Below are 19360 nucleotides of genomic sequence, written 5' to 3' on the forward strand. Positions count from 1 at the left end.
AAATTCCAATAAAGTCGCCCCGCGCGATCAAGCGCGGGGCGTTTTCTTATGCCGGTTCGGTTACTGGACGTTCGCGCCGACGACGCTGTCCCAGCCGCCGGTCACGACTTCCTTGTTCGCAGCCTGCGCGTCGAGCGAAGGGAAGATCGCCTTGGCATAGCCTTCCGCCGGAGGCATCGCGTCGAGCATCTTCTGCGGAACCTTGCCGTTGGCCGACAGGTCGTTGAAGCGGATCGGGTGGCAATAGCCTTCCAGCCAGCCGAGCTGACCTTCGTCCGAATAGAGGTATTCCATCCAGAGCTTGGCTGCGTTCGGGTGCGGCGCGTAGGCCGAGATCGCCTGAACGTAGACACCGGCGACCACGCCCGATTTCGGCACGACGACGTCGACCGGCGGGTTGCCGTTCAGCGTGTCGCGACCGGCCAGAGCGTTATAGTCCCACTCGATGACGATCGGGGTCGCACCCTGTGCGAGCGTCCCGGTCTTGCCGATGACCGGCACGAAGTTGCCGTTCTTGTTCATCTCGGCGAAGTACTTCAGGCCAGCTTCACCCGAGGCTTTGCCCGGCTCGCCGCCTGCTGCGACGCCCGCGGCCAGAACGCCGAGGATCGCCTGGTTCGAGGCGCGCGGATCGCCCGCCAGAGCCACCGAGTTCGCGTATTCCGGCTTGAGCAGATCCGACCAGTCCTGCGGCACGTTGTCGACGATGTCCTTGTTCACCGCGAACGACAGCACACCGTAATAATCACCGTACCAGTAGCCTTCGGAATCCTTGGCGCTGTCCGGGATCGTGTCCCAGGTCGAGACCTTGTAGGGCTGGATCAGACCTTCGTCCTTGGCCGCCGGGCCGAAGGAAAGACCGACGTCGATCACGTCGGGCGCCTGCGGACCCTTGTTGTCCTTGTTGGCGCGGATCGCCTCGAGTTCGTCGGCCGAGCCCGCATCGGGGTTCAGCTCGTTCACGGTGATCCCGGGGTACTTCTTCTTGAAGCCGTCGATCACGCCAGAGTAGTTGCACCACGAATGCGGCAGCGCGATCGTGGTCAGGCTGCCTTCTTCCTTCGCGGCGGCGTAGAGGTCATCCATGCTGTCGGCGAAGCTGGCGCCGGTGCTGGCAGCGAGGGCCATCGCGCTGGCTGCCGCAAGATAACGGAACTTGAAGGTCATATTCAGGTCTCTCCCCGTTGATGGAGGGCGGTGCCGCATCATGCGGTCCTGTCCCCCGAGCTATGTCTTTCGACGATTGTGCCGTCCGGTTGGCTCCGGCATCGGCGACCCTTTATGCGGGTCTTGTAACAGAATTTTGGCAAGATTGATCATGCAGTCAATTTACTTATCAACACGAGCCACAGATGCGTGAGCCGCAGGCGCGTGCGACGACCTTCCGGCCGCCGCACGCAGATTTTATAGGCACGCCTCGTAGAGCGCGCGGGTATTGTCGGCGGTCATCTCGACCGGATTGCCACCACAGGACGGATCTTCCAGTGCCATCTCGACCAGCATGTCGAGATCCTCGCGTTTCACGCCCATCTCGGTCAGGTTAGCCGGGATGGACAGTTCGGTGCGCAGGCTCTCGATGCGGGCCTTGAAGCCGTCGAAGCCGCCCGGGATGCCAAGGTAAGCCGCCGCGCGGTTGATCCGCTCTTCGATGGCGACGCGGTTGAAGTCGAGCACCATCGGCATCACGCAGGCATTGGTCGTGCCGTGATGGGTGCCGTAGACCGCGCCGACCGGATGGCTGAGCGAGTGGATCGCGCCGAGCCCCTTCTGGAAGGCCACCGCCCCCATCGCCGCCGCCGACATCATGTTGGCGCGCGCTTCCAGATCGTCCGGCGTCGTGAAGGCGCGCGGCAGGTTCTCGAAGACCAGCCGCATCCCTTCAAGCGCGATACCCTGGCTCATCGGGTGGTAATGAGGGCTGCAGAACGCCTCGAGACAATGCGCCAGCGCGTCCATCCCGGTGCCCGCCGTGATGAAGGGCGGCATGCCGACCGTCAGCTCCGGATCGCAGATCGTGATCGCGGGCATCAGCTTCGGGTGGAAGATGATCTTCTTCTTGTGAGTCTCGGAATTGGTCAGAACGCCCGCGCGCCCGACCTCCGAGCCGGTCCCGGCGGTCGTCGGTACGGCGATGATCGGCGCGATGGCGTCGCCATTGGCGCGCGTCCACCAGTCGCCGATATCTTCCAGATCCCAGACGCTGAGCGAGCTGTCCTGCCCCGCCATCAGCGCGATCATCTTGCCCAGGTCGAGCGCCGAGCCGCCGCCGAAGCAGATCACGCCGTCATGGCCGCCCGCTTTATAGACCTCGATCCCGGCGGCCATGTTGCCCTCGTTCGGGTTCGGATCGACCTCGGAGAAAACCGCGCGGCCCAGACCCGCGCCGTCCAGAACGTCGAGCGCGGCAGCGGTGATCGGCAGCGCCGCCAGCGCCTTGTCGGTCACCAGAAGCGGCTTGTTCATGCCCACGGATTTGCAGTGATCGGCCAGTTCCGAGATCCGGCCGGGGCCGAACTTGATCGTGGTCGGATAGGACCAGTTTGCGGTGGGGGCAGTCATTTCGTCACCTTCTTGAGATGGTAGGATTTCGGACGCGTCAGCGCGTGATAGCCCAGCACCGAGAGCGAGCCGCCACGGCCCGTTTCCTTGCAGCCGGTCCAGCACAGCGCCGGGTCGAGATAGTCGCAGCGGTTCATGAAGACGGTGCCGGTCTGCAGCCGCTTGCCCATCGCCTCGGCGCGGGCGGGATCGGCGGTCCAGATCGAGCAGGTCAGCCCGTAATCGCAATCGTTCATCGCGGCGATGGCTTCCTCGTCATCCTTCACCGGCATGATGCCGACGACGGGACCGAAGCTTTCCTCGCGCATCACGCGCATCTCGTGGTTCACGTCCACGAGGATCTGCGGCGCGAGATAGGCGCCGCCATCGTCTGCCGGGAACAACGAAGGATCGAGCAGCGGCTTCGCGCCATCGGTGATCGCGTCCTCGATCTGGCCGCGCACCACTTCGGCGAAACGCTTGTTCGCCATCGGGCCGAGGGTCGTTTCCGGCTCGAACGGATTGCCGAGGGTCAGCTTGCTTGCCCAGGCTGCGGCCTTTTCGACGAAAGCGTCGTAGAGGCTCGCATGGACGTAGATTCGTTCGATCCCGCAGCAGCACTGGCCCGCGTTGAACAGCGCACCATCCATCAACCCGTCGACCGCCGCGTCCAGGTCGGCGTCTGCGGCGACATAGCCCGGATCCTTGCCGCCCAACTCGAGGCCTAACCCGGTAAAGGTGCCCGCCAGCGCGCGCTCCACCGCGCGACCGCCGCCGACCGAGCCGGTGAAGTTGACGAAATCGAACGCCTTCGCGCCCATCAACTCTTCCGACACCTCATGCGTGAGGTAGACATTCTGGAACACGTCCTGCGGCACGCCCGCCGCGTGGAAGGCTTCGGCGATGCGTTCGCCCACCAGCATCGTTTGCGTCGCGTGCTTCAACATCACCGTGTTGCCCGCGATCAGGGCCGGGACCAGCGAGTTGATCACCGTCATGTAGGGGTAGTTCCACGGCGCGATGATGAAGACGACGCCTACGGGTTCGCGCGCGATCTGGCGCAGGAAGCTGTCGCTCTGCTCGACCACCATCGGGGCCAGCGCCTCTTCAGCGATCGAGGCCATGTAGCCCGCGCGCTCGTTCATGCCGCCGAATTCACCGCCATAGCGAGTCGGGCGGCCCATCTGCCACGCGAGCTCCTCGACTACGAGGTCTTTCATCTCGTTAAGCTTGGCGATGCCTGCCTCGACGAGCGCGATACGCTCGGACAGCGGGCGCTCGGCCCATGCCGGCTGCGCGGCGCGCAGGCCTGCGGCCAGCGCCTGCGCGTCGGAGGCGCTCAGCGCCTCGCGTTCGGCATAGACCTGCCCGTCGACGGGCGAGATACATTTCAGGGTCTTGGTCATCATGTCTCCTTGCGGGGTGTAGGGCCCCGCGGGTCTGTCAAAACTCAGGCGCGTTCGAAACCGCGCATCCGCTCCCAGTCGGTCACAACTCGGTTCTGTTCTTCGATTTCCCAGCGGGCGGCGCGCACGTAATGGGCCATCACGTCCTCGCCGAAGGCGGATTTGAGCATGTCCGAACCTTCCAAAGCGCCCAGCGCCTCGGTCAGGGATTTCGGCACCTCGGTCACTTCGCCCGCCTTGTAGATGTCGCCCGCGGCTTCCGGGCCCGGGTCCATCTGCTGCTCGATCCCGGCGAGCCCCGCCGCCAGAAGCGCGGCGCAGGCCAGATAGGGGTTCAGGTCGGCACCGCCGATGCGACATTCGACGCGGATGGATTTCGTGTCCTCGCCGCAGATGCGGAAACCCGCGGTGCGGTTGTCCAAAGACCAAACCGCTTTCGTCGGCGCGAAAAGCCCCTCGCAGAAACGCTTGTAGCTGTTGGTGTAGGGCGCGAGGAAATAGGTGATGTCACGCGCATGGGCCATCTGCCCGCCGAGATAGTGGCGCATCAGCTCGGACATGCCATTGGGCGCGTCCTTGTCGAAGAAGGCAGGCTTGCCACCCTTCCAGAGCGACTGGTGCACGTGGCTCGAACTGCCCGCCTTGTCGGTGTGGTATTTCGCCATGAACGTCGCCGACAGCCCGTGGGACTGGGCGACTTCCTTGGCGCATTGCTTGACCAGCACATGCATGTCGGCGGTCTGCAGACCGGCCGCATATTTCACGTTCAGCTCTTCCTGACCGCGCTCGGCCTCGCCCTTGGAGCATTCGACCGGCACGCCTGCGGCGTAGAGCGCGTTGCGCATCGCCCGCATCGCCGGTTCGGCGCGCGAATTACCCATGATCGAGTAATCGACATTGTAGCGCGCGACCGGGGTCGGCTCCGGATAGCCCGCGTCGAACAGCTGCGGATAGCTTTCCTCGAACAGGAAGAACTCCAGCTCGGTCGCCATCATCACGTCATAGCCCATGTCCTTCGCGCGCTTGAGCTGCGATTTCAGCATCTGGCGCGGCGCATGGGGAATCGGCTCGTGGCTGTGATGATCGAGCAGATCGCAGATCACCAGCGCCGTGCCCGGAACCCAAGGGATCAGCCGCAGCGTCTCCATGTCGGGCTTCATCACGTAATCGCCGTAGCCGCGTTCCCAGCTGGACGCGTCATAGCCCGGCACCGTGACCATCTCCATGTCGGTCGCCAGCAGGTAGTTGCAGCAATGGGTCTCTTCCCATGCGCTGTCGATGAAATGCGCCGCGTGGAACCGCTTGCCCTGAAGCCGTCCCTGCATATCCACAAGGGCTGCGATGACGGTATCGACCTCGCCAGCATTGACCGCCTTCTTGAGCGCGTCGAACGACATTTTTCGCGACATGAGTTCCTCCGGGATCAGGGTCACCGCGCGAGAGTGCCGCGCGGTGCAAGGCCCTACAAGAGGGCAAATAAGAGCGGGCAGGACGGGCTGCCCGCCGACGAGATCAACCGCAACGGTAGGGCGGGCCTGCCTTGCGCATCGTCTCGTTATACTTGCGGAAGATGTCGACGACTTTCGCCTTCAACTCGCTCTCGGCCGCGATCTCGTCCCAGAACTTGTGCGCCGCATCCTCGACCTTCTGCCATTCGGCATCCGGGATCGTGGTGAGCTGCATGTCCTCGCCATCGACGCGCAGCTTCGCCTCGCCCGACCAGTACCAGTACTGGCGGTGGTAATGCGATTGATCGAAGCAGGTCTTCATCAGCGTCTTCAGACGATCCGGCACTTCGTTCCAACGATCCATGTTGGCGAAGAAGTGGCCGATCCATGCGCCCGAGATGTTGTTGGTCAGGAAGTAGGGCGCGTTCTTGCCCCAGCCCGAGGTGTAATCCTCCGTGATGCCCGACCATGCGACGCCGTCAAGCTCGCCGGTCTGCAGCGCGACTTCCACGTCTTCCCACGGAATCGTCACCGGCACCACGCCGAATTGCGCGAGGAAGCGCCCGGCGGTCGGGAAGGTGAACACCCGCTTGCCGTTCAGATCGTCGAGCGACTTCACCGGCTCTTTCATGGCGAAGTTGCACGGATCCCACGAGCCCGCCGAGATGTGCTTCACGCCCACGGCCGAATACTGCTCGTCCCAGATCTCGTTGAGACCCCATTCGTTGAACAGCGTCGGCACGTCGAGCGAGTAGCGCAGGCCGAAGGGGAAATAGCCGCCGAAGACGGTGACTTCGGTGGGCGAGGCCATCGAGTCGTCGTCGGATTGCACGGCGTCGATCGTGCCCGACTGCATCGCGCGGAACAGCTCGGAGGTCGGCACCAGCTGGTCGGCGTAGTAAAGTTCGATCTCCATCTCGCCATCGGCGATTTCGTTGAAGGTCTTGATGCAGTTATCCACGACCTGTTCAGCCAGCGCGGGGCCGGCATAGGTCTGCATCCGCCACTTGATCGGCGTGGTTTGCGCGACGGCCGGGGCCGCAAGGCCCGCCGCAGCCGCACCCACCGCACCGGTGGTGAGGAACTGTCTTCTTGTCGTCATCACTCTCTCCTTGTTGGTTGATCCCGGTTTTTCCGGGTTATGGTTATCTTCCAAGCACCGCATGCGGCAGCCAGAGCGCCAGCTGCGGAAAGATCATCACGAGGATCAGCGTCAGGACCATCACGCCCACGAAGGGGATCACGGAGGCGTAGATCACAGGCAACGTGAATTCCTTCGGCGCCATCGCCTTCATCAGGAACAGGTTATAGCCGAAGGGGGGCGTGAGATAGGCAACCTGACAGGTGATGGTATAAAGGACACCGTACCAGATCATGTCGAAGCCCAGATGCCGGGCGAGCGAGACATAGACCGGAGCCACGATCACCAGCATCGCCGTATCGTCGAGGAACATCCCCATCACGAGGAAGCTCAGCTGCATCAGGATCAGGATCTGCCACGGGCCGAGACCGAGGCTGTCGGTGAAGAAATCCTCGATCGCGCGGCCCGCACCCAGGCCGTCGAACACCGCCCCGAAGGAGAGCGCCGCGGTGATGATCAGCATGAACATCACGGTGATCTTGAGCGTGTTCTCGGTCGCGACCTGGAACACCTGCCAGGTGAAACGCCGCTTGATCACCGCCGCGAAGACAGCGGCCAGCGCGCCGATCACCGAGGCTTCGGTCAGGCTCGCCCAGCCTTTGAGGAATGGCACCATCATCGCAATGAAGATGAACACCGGCATCAGACCCGCACGCAGCAGACGCAGTTTCTCGCGCATGGTGATCATCGCGCGCTCTTCCGCATCCATCGGCGGCGCGAGGTCGGGGTTCAATTTGCAGCGGATCACGATATAGGCGACGAAAAGCGTGGCCATCAGAAGCCCCGGCACCGCGCCGGCCAGCCACAGTTCGGAGACCGGCTGGCGTGCGATCAGCGAGAACAGCACCAGCACGACCGAAGGCGGAATCAGGATGCCGAGGCTCGACCCCGCCTGGATCACGCCCGAGATCATCAGCTTGTCGTAGTTCCGGCGCAGCAGTTCCGGCAGTGCGATCGTGGCGCCGATCGCCATGCCCGCGACCGACAGCCCGTTCATCACCGAGATCATCACCATCAGCATGATTGTCCCGATGGCGAGGCCGCCCGGTAATGGCCCGAACCAGACGTGGAACATCCGATATAGGTCTTCGGCCAGACGGCTCTCGGACATCACATAGCCCATGTAGACGAACATCGGCAGCGTCAGCAGCGGCGTCCATTTCATCAGCTTCATGACCGAGCCGAAGCCCATCTGCGTGCCGCCCGGCCCCCAGAGCCAGAAGGCCGCGACGACCGCGACGAAGCCGATCGCGCCGAAGACGCGCTGGCCGGTCAGCATCATCAGCAGCATCGTCGAGAACATCAAAAGGGCGATGGTGTTGTGATCCATCAGATTTCCTCTCCGCGAATAGTCGCGACATCGCGGATCAGAAGCGCCACGGCCTGCAGGAACAGAAGCGCGAAGCCCGTCGTGATGATGACCTTGATCGGCCACAGCACCGGACGCCACGCGGTCGGATTTCGCTCGTTGTATTCGAAGGAATAGACCGTCGAGTCATAGGCCGAGTAGACCATGATCCCGAGATAGAAGAGCAGCGCGAAGACGGTGAAAGCATCCCACCACGCCTGCCCCTTCGCCGACCAGCGGGAATATAGCAGGTCCATCCGCACGTTGGTATCGCCCTGCAGCGTCCACGGCGCGCCCAGCATGTAATAGGCCACCAGCGTGAACTGGGCCATTTCCAGCGTCCATAGTGCGGGGATCTGAACAATCTTCGTCACCGACGAGAACAGCATGATGCCCATGATGACGTAGAGCAGGTACATCGCCAGTTTGCCGAGCTTGCGATTGAACCCGTCGATCAGGCGGACATAGGCGACACTCCAGCGTGGCATCAGGCGGCCTCCCCGTTATTTGCGGTGATCCGTGACAGCGCGGCTTGCAGTACCGGCGCAAGCGTCGCGGCCATCGCCTCCTGCGCGGCGGGATCGGCGATCAGATCGTTGCGCAGTTCCAGCATGACATTCGGCAGCCCCATCGGCGTCGCTTGCAGCGCCAGCGTATGACAGACGCCATCGGCGCCTGAGTAAGGTTCGTTAAGACGCGTATCGAGCTCGGTGACACGGCGGGCTTCCTCGAGAACCGCCTGCGCAAAGCTCGGATCGGCGTCGTGGATCACGCCGAACTCTACCGCGCGGGGCTGACCGAACCAGATCGGCGTGAAGGAATGCACCGTGACCAGTGCAGTAGCTTGCCCGCGCGCCAGCCGTTCGGCAACGAGACCGCCCAGAGCCGCGTGGAACGGAAGATAAAGCGCCTCGGTGCGGGCGCTGCGGTCGTCCGGTGTCAGCCCCGCATTGCCGGGGATCTCGTGGATCTCCGATTGCACGGGCATGGCTCCGGTATGATGCGGCGGGCGGTTGAGATCGTAGATCAGCCGCGACTGGCAGGCCGCAACCAGCGGCGCCTCCAATTTCGCGGCCAGACCGCGCGCGAGGCCCAGCGCGCCGGGATCCCAGGCGATATGCGCGTCGCGTTGATCGGGGGTCAATCCCAGCTCGCCCCAAGGCGCGGGAAAGGCATTCGACGCATGTTCGCAGACCAGAACGATCTGGCCCGAACGCTCTGCGCCTTCGATGTCCACCGCTGCATGCGCGCTGTTCAAACTGGTCCCTTCCTGTTGCAAGGCGCGATTCTGCGTCGCGTCCTTAGAGTCAGGCTCGCCCCGGCACCTCGTGTCTGTCAAGAAAATTTCAGAGAAGAAAATTCTGTTACAATCATTTCTAACGTGATTCGCACGGGAGTGCCCGATTTGTCAGCAGCCACGCAAAGCATCGAAGACAGGCTCCGGTCGGGCATCGAAGAGATGACCCGGACCGAGAAGCAGCTCGCCGGACATATCCTGCGTCACTATCCGATGGCGCTTCTGGGATCTGTCGCGCAGCTGGCGCGCGCCGCCGAGGTCTCCTCTCCCACCGTCGTGAGACTTGCCCAGAAGATGGGCTATGGTGGCTATCCGGGACTGCAGCAGGCGGTGCGCGACGAGCTGGAGGCGCAGCTTGTCTCACCGCTCGTCAAACATGACCGCTGGGCGGGGGATGCGCCCGATACCCATATGATCAACCGCTTCGCCGATACGGTTCTGGGCAACCTGCAGGCGACCCTGAAGCAGATCGACCATGCCGAGTTCGACGCCGCCGCCGCGATGATGGCCGATCCGAAGCGGCGCATTTTCGCGACCGGGGGCCGGATCACCGGCCCGATCGCAGCTTATTTCGTGGCACATATGAAGGTGATCCGGCCCGGGGTCGAGCTGCTCGAACCGCTATCGAACAGCTGGCCGCCCGCGCTTCTGGAGATGCAGAAGGGCGACGTGCTGCTGGTATTCGACATTCGCCGCTATGAATCGAGCGTGCTGCAACTGGTGGAGATGGCGGTCGAGCAGGGCGCGGAAGTCGTGCTGATCACCGATCCCTGGGTCTCGCCTGCCGCGACGCATGCGCGCTATCGGTTTTCGGCGCAGATCGAAGCGCCCTCGGCATGGGATTCGACGGTCGCGATTCAGGTTCTGGTCGAAACGTTCATGGCTGCGATCCAGTCGCTCACTTGGGAGGAAACCTCGGCCCGCATGGCTAGGCTCGAGGCGCTTTACGATCGCGCGCGCTTTTTCCGCAGGAAATAAGACGGAGCGCGGGCCGCTGCACGAGGACGCGCCACCCGAAAACGAAAAAGTCGCGCAACCCAGATGAGTTGCGCGACTTTTTAATAGTGGTGCCCAGGAGAGGACTCGAACCTCCACGCCTTGCGGCACACGGACCTGAACCGTGCGCGTCTACCAATTCCGCCACCTGGGCAGGTGCCGTGGAGCGCGAGATACAGAGCGGCGCTGGGACTGTCAACGGGGATCGACACGAAAAATTCGCAAGCTTTCACTCTTCGGGTCTTTGGCCTTGTTCCCGCGGGGGCGAGGCGGTAATCAAAGGACGAAATTCTTGCAAGGAAAGGCCTCTGCCCATGTCCAAGCTGGTTACGATCTACGGCGGTTCGGGGTTCGTCGGGCGGTATATCGCGCGGCGCATGGCAAAGGACGGTTGGCGGATTCGCGTTGCGGTCCGGCGTCCGAACGAGGCGCTCTTCGTCAAACCCTACGGTGCGGTCGGGCAAGTCGAGCCGGTCTTCTGTAACATTCGCGACGATGCCAGCGTGCGCGCAGCGATGCAGGGCGCGGATGCGGTGATCAACTGCGTCGGCATCCTGGTGAACGAAGGCAAGAACAAGTTCGGGGCGGTGCAGGCCGAAGGCGCAGGCCGCGTGGCACGTATCGCCGCAGAGATGAACGTGCCGAAACTGGTGCAGATCTCGGCCATTGGCGCCGATCCGGACAGCCCCAGCGAATATGCCCGCACCAAGGCTGCGGGCGAGAAAGCGGTTCTGGAGGCCTATCCGCAGGCCGTGATCCTGCGTCCCTCGATCATTTTCGGCAACGAGGACGGTTTCTTCAACAAGTTCGCCTCGATGGCGCGCTTCACCCCGATCCTTCCGATCACCGGTGGCAAGACCAAGTTCCAGCCGGTCTTCGTCGACGATGTCGCGAAGGTGGCGGTCATGGGCGCCGACGGGAAAGTCGCGCCCGGCATCTATGAACTCGGCGGCCCGGATGTAGAAACCTTCCACGACCTGATGAAGCAGATGCTGGCAGTGATCCACCGTCGTCGGCTCGTGCTGTCGCTGCCGCGCTGGATCGCAAGCATCATGGGCGGCGTCTTCGATCTGGGCCAGGCCGTCACCGGCGGGCTGTTCACCAACCGCATCCTCACGCGCGATCAGGTGAAGAACCTGCAGGCTGACAATGTCGTGTCCGAGGGGGCGAAAGGCTTCTCCGATCTCGGAATCCATCCTATGGCAATGGAAGCCGTGATGCCCGGCTACCTGTGGCGCTTCCGTCCCGGTGGCCAGTATGACGACATCAAGGCTTCCGCGAAGAACCTTCGCAAGACCTGACCCACCTCCAAGCGTCGCGTGCGGCGCAGTTCTGACATAGGCGGTATTCTTGAGCTATCTGAACGATGTTCTGCTCGGTGTGATTGAAGGGATCACCGAGTTCCTCCCGATTTCGAGCACTGGCCACCTCATTCTCGCCGAACATTGGCTCGGTACGCGCTCGGACACCTACAATATCGTCATTCAGGCCGGGGCGATCCTCGCCGTCACGCTGATCTACTGGCGCCGCCTTATGGAACTGCTGTTCAACTGGCGCGATCCTGAAAACCGCGACTATTTGGCGAAGCTTACCGTTGCCTTCCTGATTACGGCTGTTCTGGGCCTGATCGTAAAGAAGATGGGCTTCGAGTTGCCGACGGCCATTCAGCCAGTCGCCTGGGCGCTGGTGATCGGCGGCTTCTGGATGCTCTTTGCCGAGCGGGTCGCGGATCGTCAGCCCGATAGCAGCCACGTCTTCTGGCGTGTCGCGATCGCAGTCGGGATCGCGCAGATCGTGGCCGGGGTCTTTCCGGGCACCTCGCGTTCCGCCACGACGATCTTCGTAGCGATGCTTCTGGGCACCTCGAACCGCGCGGCCGCGACGGAATTCGCCTTCCTCGTCGGCATCCCCACCATGTATGCGGCGAGCGGTTACGAATTGCTCAAACAGTTCAAGGACGGTGCCGGCGGCAACGAGGACTGGACCGCGCTCAGCGTTGCCTTCGTCGTCTCGACAATCACGGCCTTTGTCGCGGTGAAATGGCTCCTTGGCTACATTCAGGGGCACCGTTTCACCATCTTCGCGATCTACCGGATCATCTTCGGTGGGCTCTTGCTGAGCCTCGCGGCGGTCGGTGTGCTAGGCTAACGAAGCGCGAATCGCTTTTTGGCGGTGCGTCATCTTCAGGAAAATCAGGGAAAAGCCGCAATAACGTAAACTAAGCTGACCTAGTTTGAGTGATTTTGAGGGGCCTTCTCGCGCACCTCACACAAAAAACGCACATTTAGGTCAGCCTTGCTTACTTTTATTGCTGCGGCAAGCGGTGTAGTCATGCGCACCCACCGGTTTTCTAGGGAGGCGCCACAATGGCCAAGCAACCGATGCTCAAGTTCGTCAAGACGGCGAAAGAGATGCCTCAGAAGCGCGACGCGAACGTGCGCTCCCATGATTTCAACGAAATCTATCGCGAATACGCGGACGAGAAGGCTGCCGAGCAGGCGAGCCGCTGCAGCCAGTGCGGCGTGCCGTATTGCCACACGCATTGCCCGCTCCATAACAACATCCCCGACTGGCTGCGCCTGACCGCCGAAGGCCGTCTGCAGGAAGCCTACGAGATGTCGCAGGCGACCAATACCTTCCCGGAAATCTGCGGTCGCATCTGCCCGCAGGATCGTCTGTGCGAAGGCAACTGCGTGATCGAACAGTCGGGCCACGGCACCGTCACCATCGGCGCGGTCGAGAAATACATCACCGACACCGCTTTCGACATGGGCTGGGTGAAGCCGATCAAACCGGCGACCGAGCGTGCCGAAAGCGTCGGCATCATCGGCGCGGGTCCGGGCGGCCTGGCAGCGGCCGACATGCTGCGTCGCGCAGGCGTTCAGGTCACCGTCTATGACCGCTACGACCGCGCGGGCGGCCTGATGACTTACGGCATCCCCGGCTTCAAGCTCGAGAAAGACATCGTCATGCAGCGCGTGAAGCAGCTGGAAGATGGCGGCGTCGAATTTGTGCTGAACTGCAATGTCGGCACCGACATCTCCTTCGACGCGATCCGCGGAAAGCATGACGCGGTGTTGATCGCGACGGGCGTCTACAAGACGCGCGAACTGACCGACGAGGGGTCGGACGCGGCCGGCATCGTGCGCGCGATCGACTATCTCACCGCCTCGAACCGCAAGAGCTTCGGCGACGAGGTACCGGAATTCGAGGACGGCACGCTCAACGCCAAGGACAAGCGCGTCCTCGTCATCGGCGGGGGCGACACCGCGATGGACTGCGTGCGCACCGCGATCCGTCAGGGCGCCACTTCGGTGAAATGTCTCTATCGCCGCGACCGCGCCAACATGCCGGGCTCGCAGCGCGAAGTGCAGAATGCCGAGGAAGAAGGCGTGGAATTCGTCTGGCTCTCCGCACCGGCCGGCTTCTCGGGCAATCCCGTCACCAACTGCTCGGTGCAGCGGATGCGTCTGGGCGCTCCGGACAAGTCGGGCCGTCAGAGCCCCGAGAAGATCGAGGGCGGCATCTATGACGAAGAGGCCGACCTGGTGATCAAGGCGCTCGGTTTCGAGCCCGAAGACCTGCCCGGCGCGTGGGACGCCGACGATCTGGAAACGACCCGCTGGGGCACCGTGAAGGCCGAGTTCGGCACCCACGCGACCTCGATCCCCGGCGTCTACGCGGTCGGCGACATCGTGCGCGGTGCTAGCCTCGTTGTCTGGGCGATCCGCGACGGGCGCGAAGCGGCTGGCTCGATCCTGAGCTATCTCGAAAACGTGGCGGCGGTGGCAGCGGAGTGATCCGCGCCCTGTCGATCTGAAAAGGAATGCATGCGATGCGGTCGAATTTTCTCGGCATGGCGATCTGCGGGGGGCTCTTCAGCGCCCTGCCCGCCCATGCCGCAGACTTCAAGCCGCCGCAGGGCTGCGAGGTCTTCATGACCGTGCAGATGCATAACTGTCAGGTCGCCAATTACTATCGCTGCGCCGCCGATCCCGAGGGCGATCTCTGGACCGCGTTCGCGGATGGCGAGGGCATCTATTACCTGAGCCATATAGATTCCGAGACCCGCTGGCTCGAAAGCGTGTCGACCGATACCGGCGAGATCGAGATGTTCGATCCGGGCGCGTCGAAGGACGCCCCCTCGTTCTCGGCGCTCCTGTCGGATGGCAAGGACGATTACGATTTCGTCACGCGGTCGAATTACCGGGGCCTGCGCCGCTATGTCGGCAGCGATGCCCTCACCGGCAACTCGCTCAGCATCGACGATGTTCCGCTCGAGACAATCACCTTCGACCTGCGCGAAGACGACCAGAACGGCCAAACCGTCGCGACCCGCACCGGCACGCAATATAGCTCGCGCAAGTATCGCGTGTTCTTCAGCGGTGCCGAGCGGTTCGAGAACGATCAGGGCGATGTCGTGAGTTATGACGACAGCCCGGTACGCTTCGACTTTCCCGGCGATCCCGGTTTTTCGACCGAGACGCCTGAATATGACTGCGACCTGATGATGACGGAGGCCGATCTGCGGCCCACGCGCGTCAGCCTCGCCCCCCTTTCCCGCTCTTTCTCCAAGGAGGCACTGCAATGACCAAATATGACGAAGCCTGGGTGGCCGCCGAGGAAGCGAAACGCCAGTGGATGAACGAGAATTCGCTGTGGAAGGAAGATGACGAGAAGGCGTCCTGCGGCGTCGGTCTCGTGGTGTCGATCGACGGCAAGGCCTCGCGCCGGGTCGTGGAGAACGGCATCGACGCGCTGAAGGCGATCTGGCACCGCGGCGCGGTCGATGCCGACGGCAAGACCGGCGACGGCGCGGGCATTCACGTCCAAATCCCGGCCCCCTTCTTCTACGACCAGATCCGCCGCACCGGCCACGAGCCGGACATGGAGAAAATGGTTGCCGTCGGTCAGGTCTTCCTGCCGCGCACCGATTTCGGCGCGCAGGAGCGCTGCCGCACGATCGTCGAATCCGAAGTTCTTCGGATGGGTCACTACATCTACGGCTGGCGCCACGTTCCGGTGAACACCGAAGTGCTGGGCGAGAAGGCCAACGCAACGCGTCCCGAGATCGAGCAGATCCTGATCCGCAACGACAAGGACATCGACGAGGAGCAGTTCGAGCGCGAGCTCTACATCATCCGTCGCCGCATCGAGAAAGCGGCGATCGCTGCGCAGATCAACGGGCTCTACATCTGCTCGCTGTCGACGCGCTCGATCATCTACAAAGGCATGATGCTGGCCGAGCAGGTCGCGGAATTCTATCCCGATCTGAAGGATGAGCGCTTCGAATCCGCCTTCGCGATCTATCACCAGCGCTATTCCACCAACACCTTCCCGCAGTGGTGGCTGGCGCAGCCCTTCCGGATGCTGGCGCATAACGGCGAGATCAACACGATCAAGGGCAATACCAACTGGATGAAGAGCCATGAAATCCGCATGGCCTCCTCGGCCTTCGGCGACAGCGCCGAAGACATCAAGCCGATCATCCCGGCAGGTGCGTCGGATTCCGGTGCGCTCGATGCGGTGTTCGAACTGATGGTCCGCTCGGGCCGCAACGCGCCGATGGTGAAGACCATGCTCGTGCCCGAGCCGTGGTCGAAATCCACCGATACGATGCCCTCCGCGTGGCAGGACATGTATGCCTATTGCAACGCCGTGATGGAGCCGTGGGACGGCCCCGCCGCGCTGGCGATGACCGATGGCCGCTGGGTCTGCGGCGGTCTCGACCGCAACGGCCTGCGCCCGCTGCGCTATGTCATTACTGGTGACGGCGTCCTGATCGCAGGCTCGGAAGCCGGCATGGTGCCGATCGATGAGGCGACGGTCGTGGAAAAGGGCGCGCTTGGCCCGGGTCAGATGATCGCGGTCGATATGCGCGAGGGCAAGCTCTACCACGACACCGAAATCAAGGACAAACTGGCCGCGGCACAGCCCTTCGGCGAATGGGTCGGCAAGGTTACCGATCTGAACGCGATCCTCGTGGACGTGCCGGAAGAGCCGAAATTCTCCGGCGGCACGCTGCGCAAGCGTCAGGTCGCAGCGGGCTACACGGTCGAAGAGATTGAACAGATTCTCGCGCCGATGGCAGAGGACGGCAAGGAAGCCATCGCCTCGATGGGCGACGACACGCCGCCTGCGGTTCTGTCCAAGCAATACCGTCCGCTGAGCCATTTCTTCCGTCAGAACTTCAGCCAGGTGACCAACCCGCCGATCGACTCGCTTCGTGAAAGCCGGGTGATGTCGCTCAAGACGCGCTTCGGCAACCTGAAGAACGTCCTCGACGAGGACAGCTCGCAGACCGAAATCTGGATCCTCGAAAGCCCGTTCCTCGCGAATTCCGAATTCGACCACATGCTCAAGGAATTCGGCGAGCAGGTGGCGATGATCGACTGCACCTTCCCGGCCAATGCGGATCAGGATGCGCTGCGCGAGGGTCTGACCCGGATCCGTCAGGAAGCCGAAGACGCGGTGCGCTCGGGTGCGCTGCATATCGTGCTGACCGACGAGGAGCAGGACGAGAACAAGGTCGCGATGCCGATGATCCTCGCGACCTCGGCGGTGCATAGCTGGCTGACGCAGAAAGGTCTGCGGACTTTCTGTTCGATCAACGTCCGCTCGGCGGAATGTATCGACCCGCATTACTTCGCGGTGCTGATCGGCTCGGGCGCGACCACAGTGAACGCCTATCTCGCGCAGGACACGATCGCCGACCGGATCGACCGCGGGCTGCTGAGCGGCTCGCTCGTCGATGCGATGCGCAAGTATCGCGATGCGATCGACGCCGGTCTGCTGAAGATCATGTCGAAGATGGGGATCTCGGTGATTTCCTCCTATCGCGGCGGTCTGAACTTCGAAGCCGTGGGTCTGTCGCGCGCGATGGTCGCGGAATATTTCCCCGGCATGCACTCGCGCATCTCCGGCATCGGTCTGCACGGCATCCAGCACGCGCTGGAAGGCGTGCATGCGAAGGGCTGGAAAGGCGGTCAGGACGTGCTGCCGATTGGCGGCTTCTACAAGGCGCGCCGCACCGGCGAAAGCCACGCCTGGGGCGCGCAGTCGATGCACATGCTGCAATCGGCCTGTAACCGCGCGAGCTATGACCTGTGGAAGCAGTATTCCGCGATGATGCGGGCGAACCCGCCGATCCACATCCGCGACATGCTGGACATCAAGTCGCTGGGCAAGCCGGTGCCAATCGAAGAGGTCGAGTCGATCACCTCGATCCGTAAGCGTTTCGTGACGCCGGGCATGTCGTTGGGCGCGCTTTCGCCCGAGGCGCACAAGCTCCTGAACGTCGCGATGAACCGGATCGGCGCGAAATCGGACTCGGGTGAAGGCGGCGAAGACCCGGCGCATTTCGTGCCCGAGCCGAACGGCGACAACCCGTCGGCGAAGATCAAGCAGGTGGCGTCGGGCCGTTTCGGTGTCACCGCCGAATACCTCAACCACTGCGAAGAGCTTGAGATCAAGGTCGCTCAGGGTGCCAAGCCCGGTGAAGGCGGCCAGCTTCCGGGGATGAAAGTCACCGACCTGATCGCGCGTCTGCGGCACTCGACCAAGGGCGTGACCCTGATCTCGCCGCCGCCGCACCACGACATCTACTCGATCGAAGACCTCGCGCAGCTGATCTACGACCTCAAGCAGATCAACCCGAAGGTCAAAGTGACGGTGAAGCTGGTGGCGTCCTCGGGCGTCGGCACGATCGCGGCCGGTGTCGCGAAGGCGAAGGCCGATATCATCCTGATCTCGGGCCACAACGGCGGTACCGGTGCATCGCCTGCAACCTCGATCAAATATGCCGGTCTCCCGTGGGAGATGGGTCTGACCGAGGCGCATCAGGTTCTCGCGATGAACAACCTGCGCGAACGCGTCACGCTGCGGACCGATGGCGGTCTGCGCACGGGGCGTGACATCGTGATGGCGGCAATGATGGGGGCCGAGGAATACGGCATCGGCACTGCCGCCCTGATCGCGATGGGCTGCATCATGGTCCGTCAGTGTCAGTCGAACACCTGCCCGGTGGGCGTCTGCACCCAGGATCCGGAGCTGCGCGCCAAGTTCACCGGCACCGCGGACAAGGTGGTGAACCTCATCACCTTCTACGCTCAGGAAGTACGCGAAATCCTCGCCTCAATCGGTGCGCGTTCGCTCGACGAGGTGATCGGTCGCGCCGATCTTCTCAGCCAGGTGAGCCGCGGGTCGGCGCATCTCGACGATCTGGATCTCAATCCGCTCCTGATCACCGTCGATGGCTGGGACAAGATCGTCTACGACCGCTCGAAGCCGCGTAACTGGGTTTCGGACACGCTCGACGCCGAGATCATCAAGGACGGTCACCGCTTCTTCGAGGATGGCGAGAAGATGCAGCTCTCCTACGCGGTGCGCAACACGCTGCGCACCATCGGGACGCGCGCCTCTTCGCACATCGTGAAGAACTTCGGGATGCGCAACGCGCTGCAATCGGACCACCTGACGGTGAAGCTGACCGGCTCCTGCGGTCAGTCGCTGGGCGCCTTCGCGGCCCCGGGTCTGAAGATCGAAGTGTCGGGCGATGCCAACGACTATGTCGGCAAGGGCCTCTCGGGCGGCATGATCGTCGTGCGTCCGCCCATGGCTTCGCCGCTGGTGGCCTCCGAGAACACGATCATCGGCAACACCGTGCTTTACGGCGCGACCGAGGGTCACCTTTTTGCGGCGGGCCGCGCGGGCGAGCGCTTCGCGGTGCGGAACTCGGGTGCGAAAGTGGTGATCGAGGGCTGCGGCTCCAACGGCTGTGAATACATGACCGGCGGCGTCGCGGTGATCCTCGGCTCGATCGGCCCGAACTTCGGTGCGGGCATGACCGGCGGGATGGCCTATCTCTACGATCCGGACAACACGGCGGAAGAGCTGATCAATCTCGAAAGCCTTGTCACCTGCGGTCTGGGCCACGAGCATTGGGAAGCCGAGCTGAAAGGCCTGATCGAGCGTCACGTCGCCGAAACGGGATCGCGCAAAGGCGCAGATATTCTCCAGCACTGGGAGACCGAGAAGGCCAACTTCCTGCAGGTCTGCCCGAAGGAAATGCTGGCGCATCTGTCCTATCCGCTCAGCGACGAGCCGCAGGCAGTGCCGGCGGAATAAGGGAACCCACCCCCTCACGGAACCGTTTCAAAGGGCGAGACAGATGTCTCGCCCTTTGTT

At 62.9% G+C, this 19360-nt stretch carries 14 protein-coding genes and 1 tRNA gene; 6 read left to right on the forward strand and 9 right to left on the reverse strand.

Annotated elements, in window-relative coordinates; all coding sequences use genetic code 11:
* Positions 1-60: 60 nt before the first annotated feature.
* The 8 genes from B6V72_RS10210 to B6V72_RS10245 form a co-directional block, all read right to left on the reverse strand.
* Entirely contained in the window at positions 61-1167 is a 1107-nt protein-coding gene (locus B6V72_RS10210) for an ABC transporter substrate-binding protein (RefSeq protein ID WP_088719921.1), read from the reverse strand.
* A gap of 237 nt (positions 1168-1404) precedes the next feature.
* Positions 1405-2559, reverse strand: a complete 1155-nt coding sequence (locus tag B6V72_RS10215) for an iron-containing alcohol dehydrogenase (RefSeq protein ID WP_088735483.1) — start codon at positions 2557-2559, stop codon at positions 1405-1407.
* Entirely contained in the window at positions 2556-3944 is a 1389-nt protein-coding gene (locus B6V72_RS10220; RefSeq protein WP_075775451.1) for an aldehyde dehydrogenase family protein, read from the reverse strand. Before B6V72_RS10220 ends, B6V72_RS10215 begins: the two co-directional genes overlap by 4 nt.
* Before the next feature lie 44 nt (positions 3945-3988).
* Complete coding sequence (locus B6V72_RS10225; protein ID WP_088723204.1) at positions 3989-5353, reverse strand: glutamine synthetase family protein; 1365 nt, start codon at positions 5351-5353, stop codon at positions 3989-3991.
* A gap of 103 nt (positions 5354-5456) precedes the next feature.
* Positions 5457-6494: a TRAP transporter substrate-binding protein gene (locus tag B6V72_RS10230; RefSeq protein ID WP_075775171.1), complete on the reverse strand. Its 1038-nt coding sequence runs from the start codon at positions 6492-6494 to the stop codon at positions 5457-5459.
* 43 nt (positions 6495-6537) lie between these two features.
* Positions 6538-7863, reverse strand: coding sequence for a TRAP transporter large permease subunit (locus tag B6V72_RS10235; RefSeq protein WP_075775170.1), 1326 nt, complete (start codon positions 7861-7863; stop codon positions 6538-6540).
* Positions 7863-8369 carry a TRAP transporter small permease subunit gene (locus tag B6V72_RS10240; protein WP_075775169.1) on the reverse strand — a complete coding sequence of 169 codons (507 nt, stop codon included), beginning with the start codon at positions 8367-8369 and terminating at the stop codon, positions 7863-7865. The genes B6V72_RS10235 and B6V72_RS10240 overlap by 1 nt, the downstream gene beginning before the upstream one ends.
* Positions 8369-9139: an N-formylglutamate amidohydrolase gene (locus B6V72_RS10245; RefSeq protein ID WP_075775168.1), complete on the reverse strand. Its 771-nt coding sequence runs from the start codon at positions 9137-9139 to the stop codon at positions 8369-8371. Before B6V72_RS10245 ends, B6V72_RS10240 begins: the two co-directional genes overlap by 1 nt.
* Before the next feature lie 138 nt (positions 9140-9277).
* Here B6V72_RS10245 and B6V72_RS10250 point away from each other — a divergent pair, with 138 nt between their 5' ends.
* A complete protein-coding gene (locus tag B6V72_RS10250) occupies positions 9278-10156 on the forward strand; it encodes a MurR/RpiR family transcriptional regulator (RefSeq protein WP_233243062.1) in 879 nt (292 codons plus the stop codon).
* A gap of 87 nt (positions 10157-10243) precedes the next feature.
* Here B6V72_RS10250 and B6V72_RS10255 read toward each other — a convergent pair.
* Positions 10244-10328 (reverse strand) — tRNA-Leu (locus B6V72_RS10255).
* Positions 10329-10488: 160 nt separating this feature from the next.
* Here B6V72_RS10255 and B6V72_RS10260 point away from each other — a divergent pair.
* The 5 genes from B6V72_RS10260 to gltB all read left to right on the forward strand — a co-directional run bounded on the left by B6V72_RS10260 (position 10489) and on the right by gltB (position 19300).
* A complete protein-coding gene (locus B6V72_RS10260) occupies positions 10489-11475 on the forward strand; it encodes a complex I NDUFA9 subunit family protein (protein WP_075775166.1) in 987 nt (328 codons plus the stop codon).
* 49 nt (positions 11476-11524) lie between these two features.
* Positions 11525-12322: an undecaprenyl-diphosphate phosphatase gene (locus B6V72_RS10265; protein ID WP_088735484.1), complete on the forward strand. Its 798-nt coding sequence runs from the start codon at positions 11525-11527 to the stop codon at positions 12320-12322.
* 218 nt (positions 12323-12540) lie between these two features.
* The gene (locus tag B6V72_RS10270; RefSeq protein WP_075775164.1) at positions 12541-13974 is read left to right on the forward strand and encodes an NAD(P)-dependent oxidoreductase; all 1434 of its coding nucleotides are present in this window, start codon (positions 12541-12543) and stop codon (positions 13972-13974) included.
* A 35-nt stretch (positions 13975-14009) separates the two neighbouring features.
* Positions 14010-14765 (forward strand): hypothetical protein, encoded by a 756-nt coding sequence (locus B6V72_RS10275; RefSeq protein WP_240497714.1) that lies wholly within the window; start codon positions 14010-14012, stop codon positions 14763-14765.
* Positions 14762-19300 carry a glutamate synthase large subunit gene (gene gltB / locus B6V72_RS10280; protein WP_088735486.1) on the forward strand — a complete coding sequence of 1513 codons (4539 nt, stop codon included), beginning with the start codon at positions 14762-14764 and terminating at the stop codon, positions 19298-19300. Before B6V72_RS10275 ends, gltB begins: the two co-directional genes overlap by 4 nt.
* Positions 19301-19360: the final 60 nt, after the last annotated feature.

This window comes from Thioclava sp. F34-6, from assembly GCF_002213235.1.
GTDB classification, from domain to species: domain Bacteria; phylum Pseudomonadota; class Alphaproteobacteria; order Rhodobacterales; family Rhodobacteraceae; genus Thioclava; species Thioclava nitratireducens.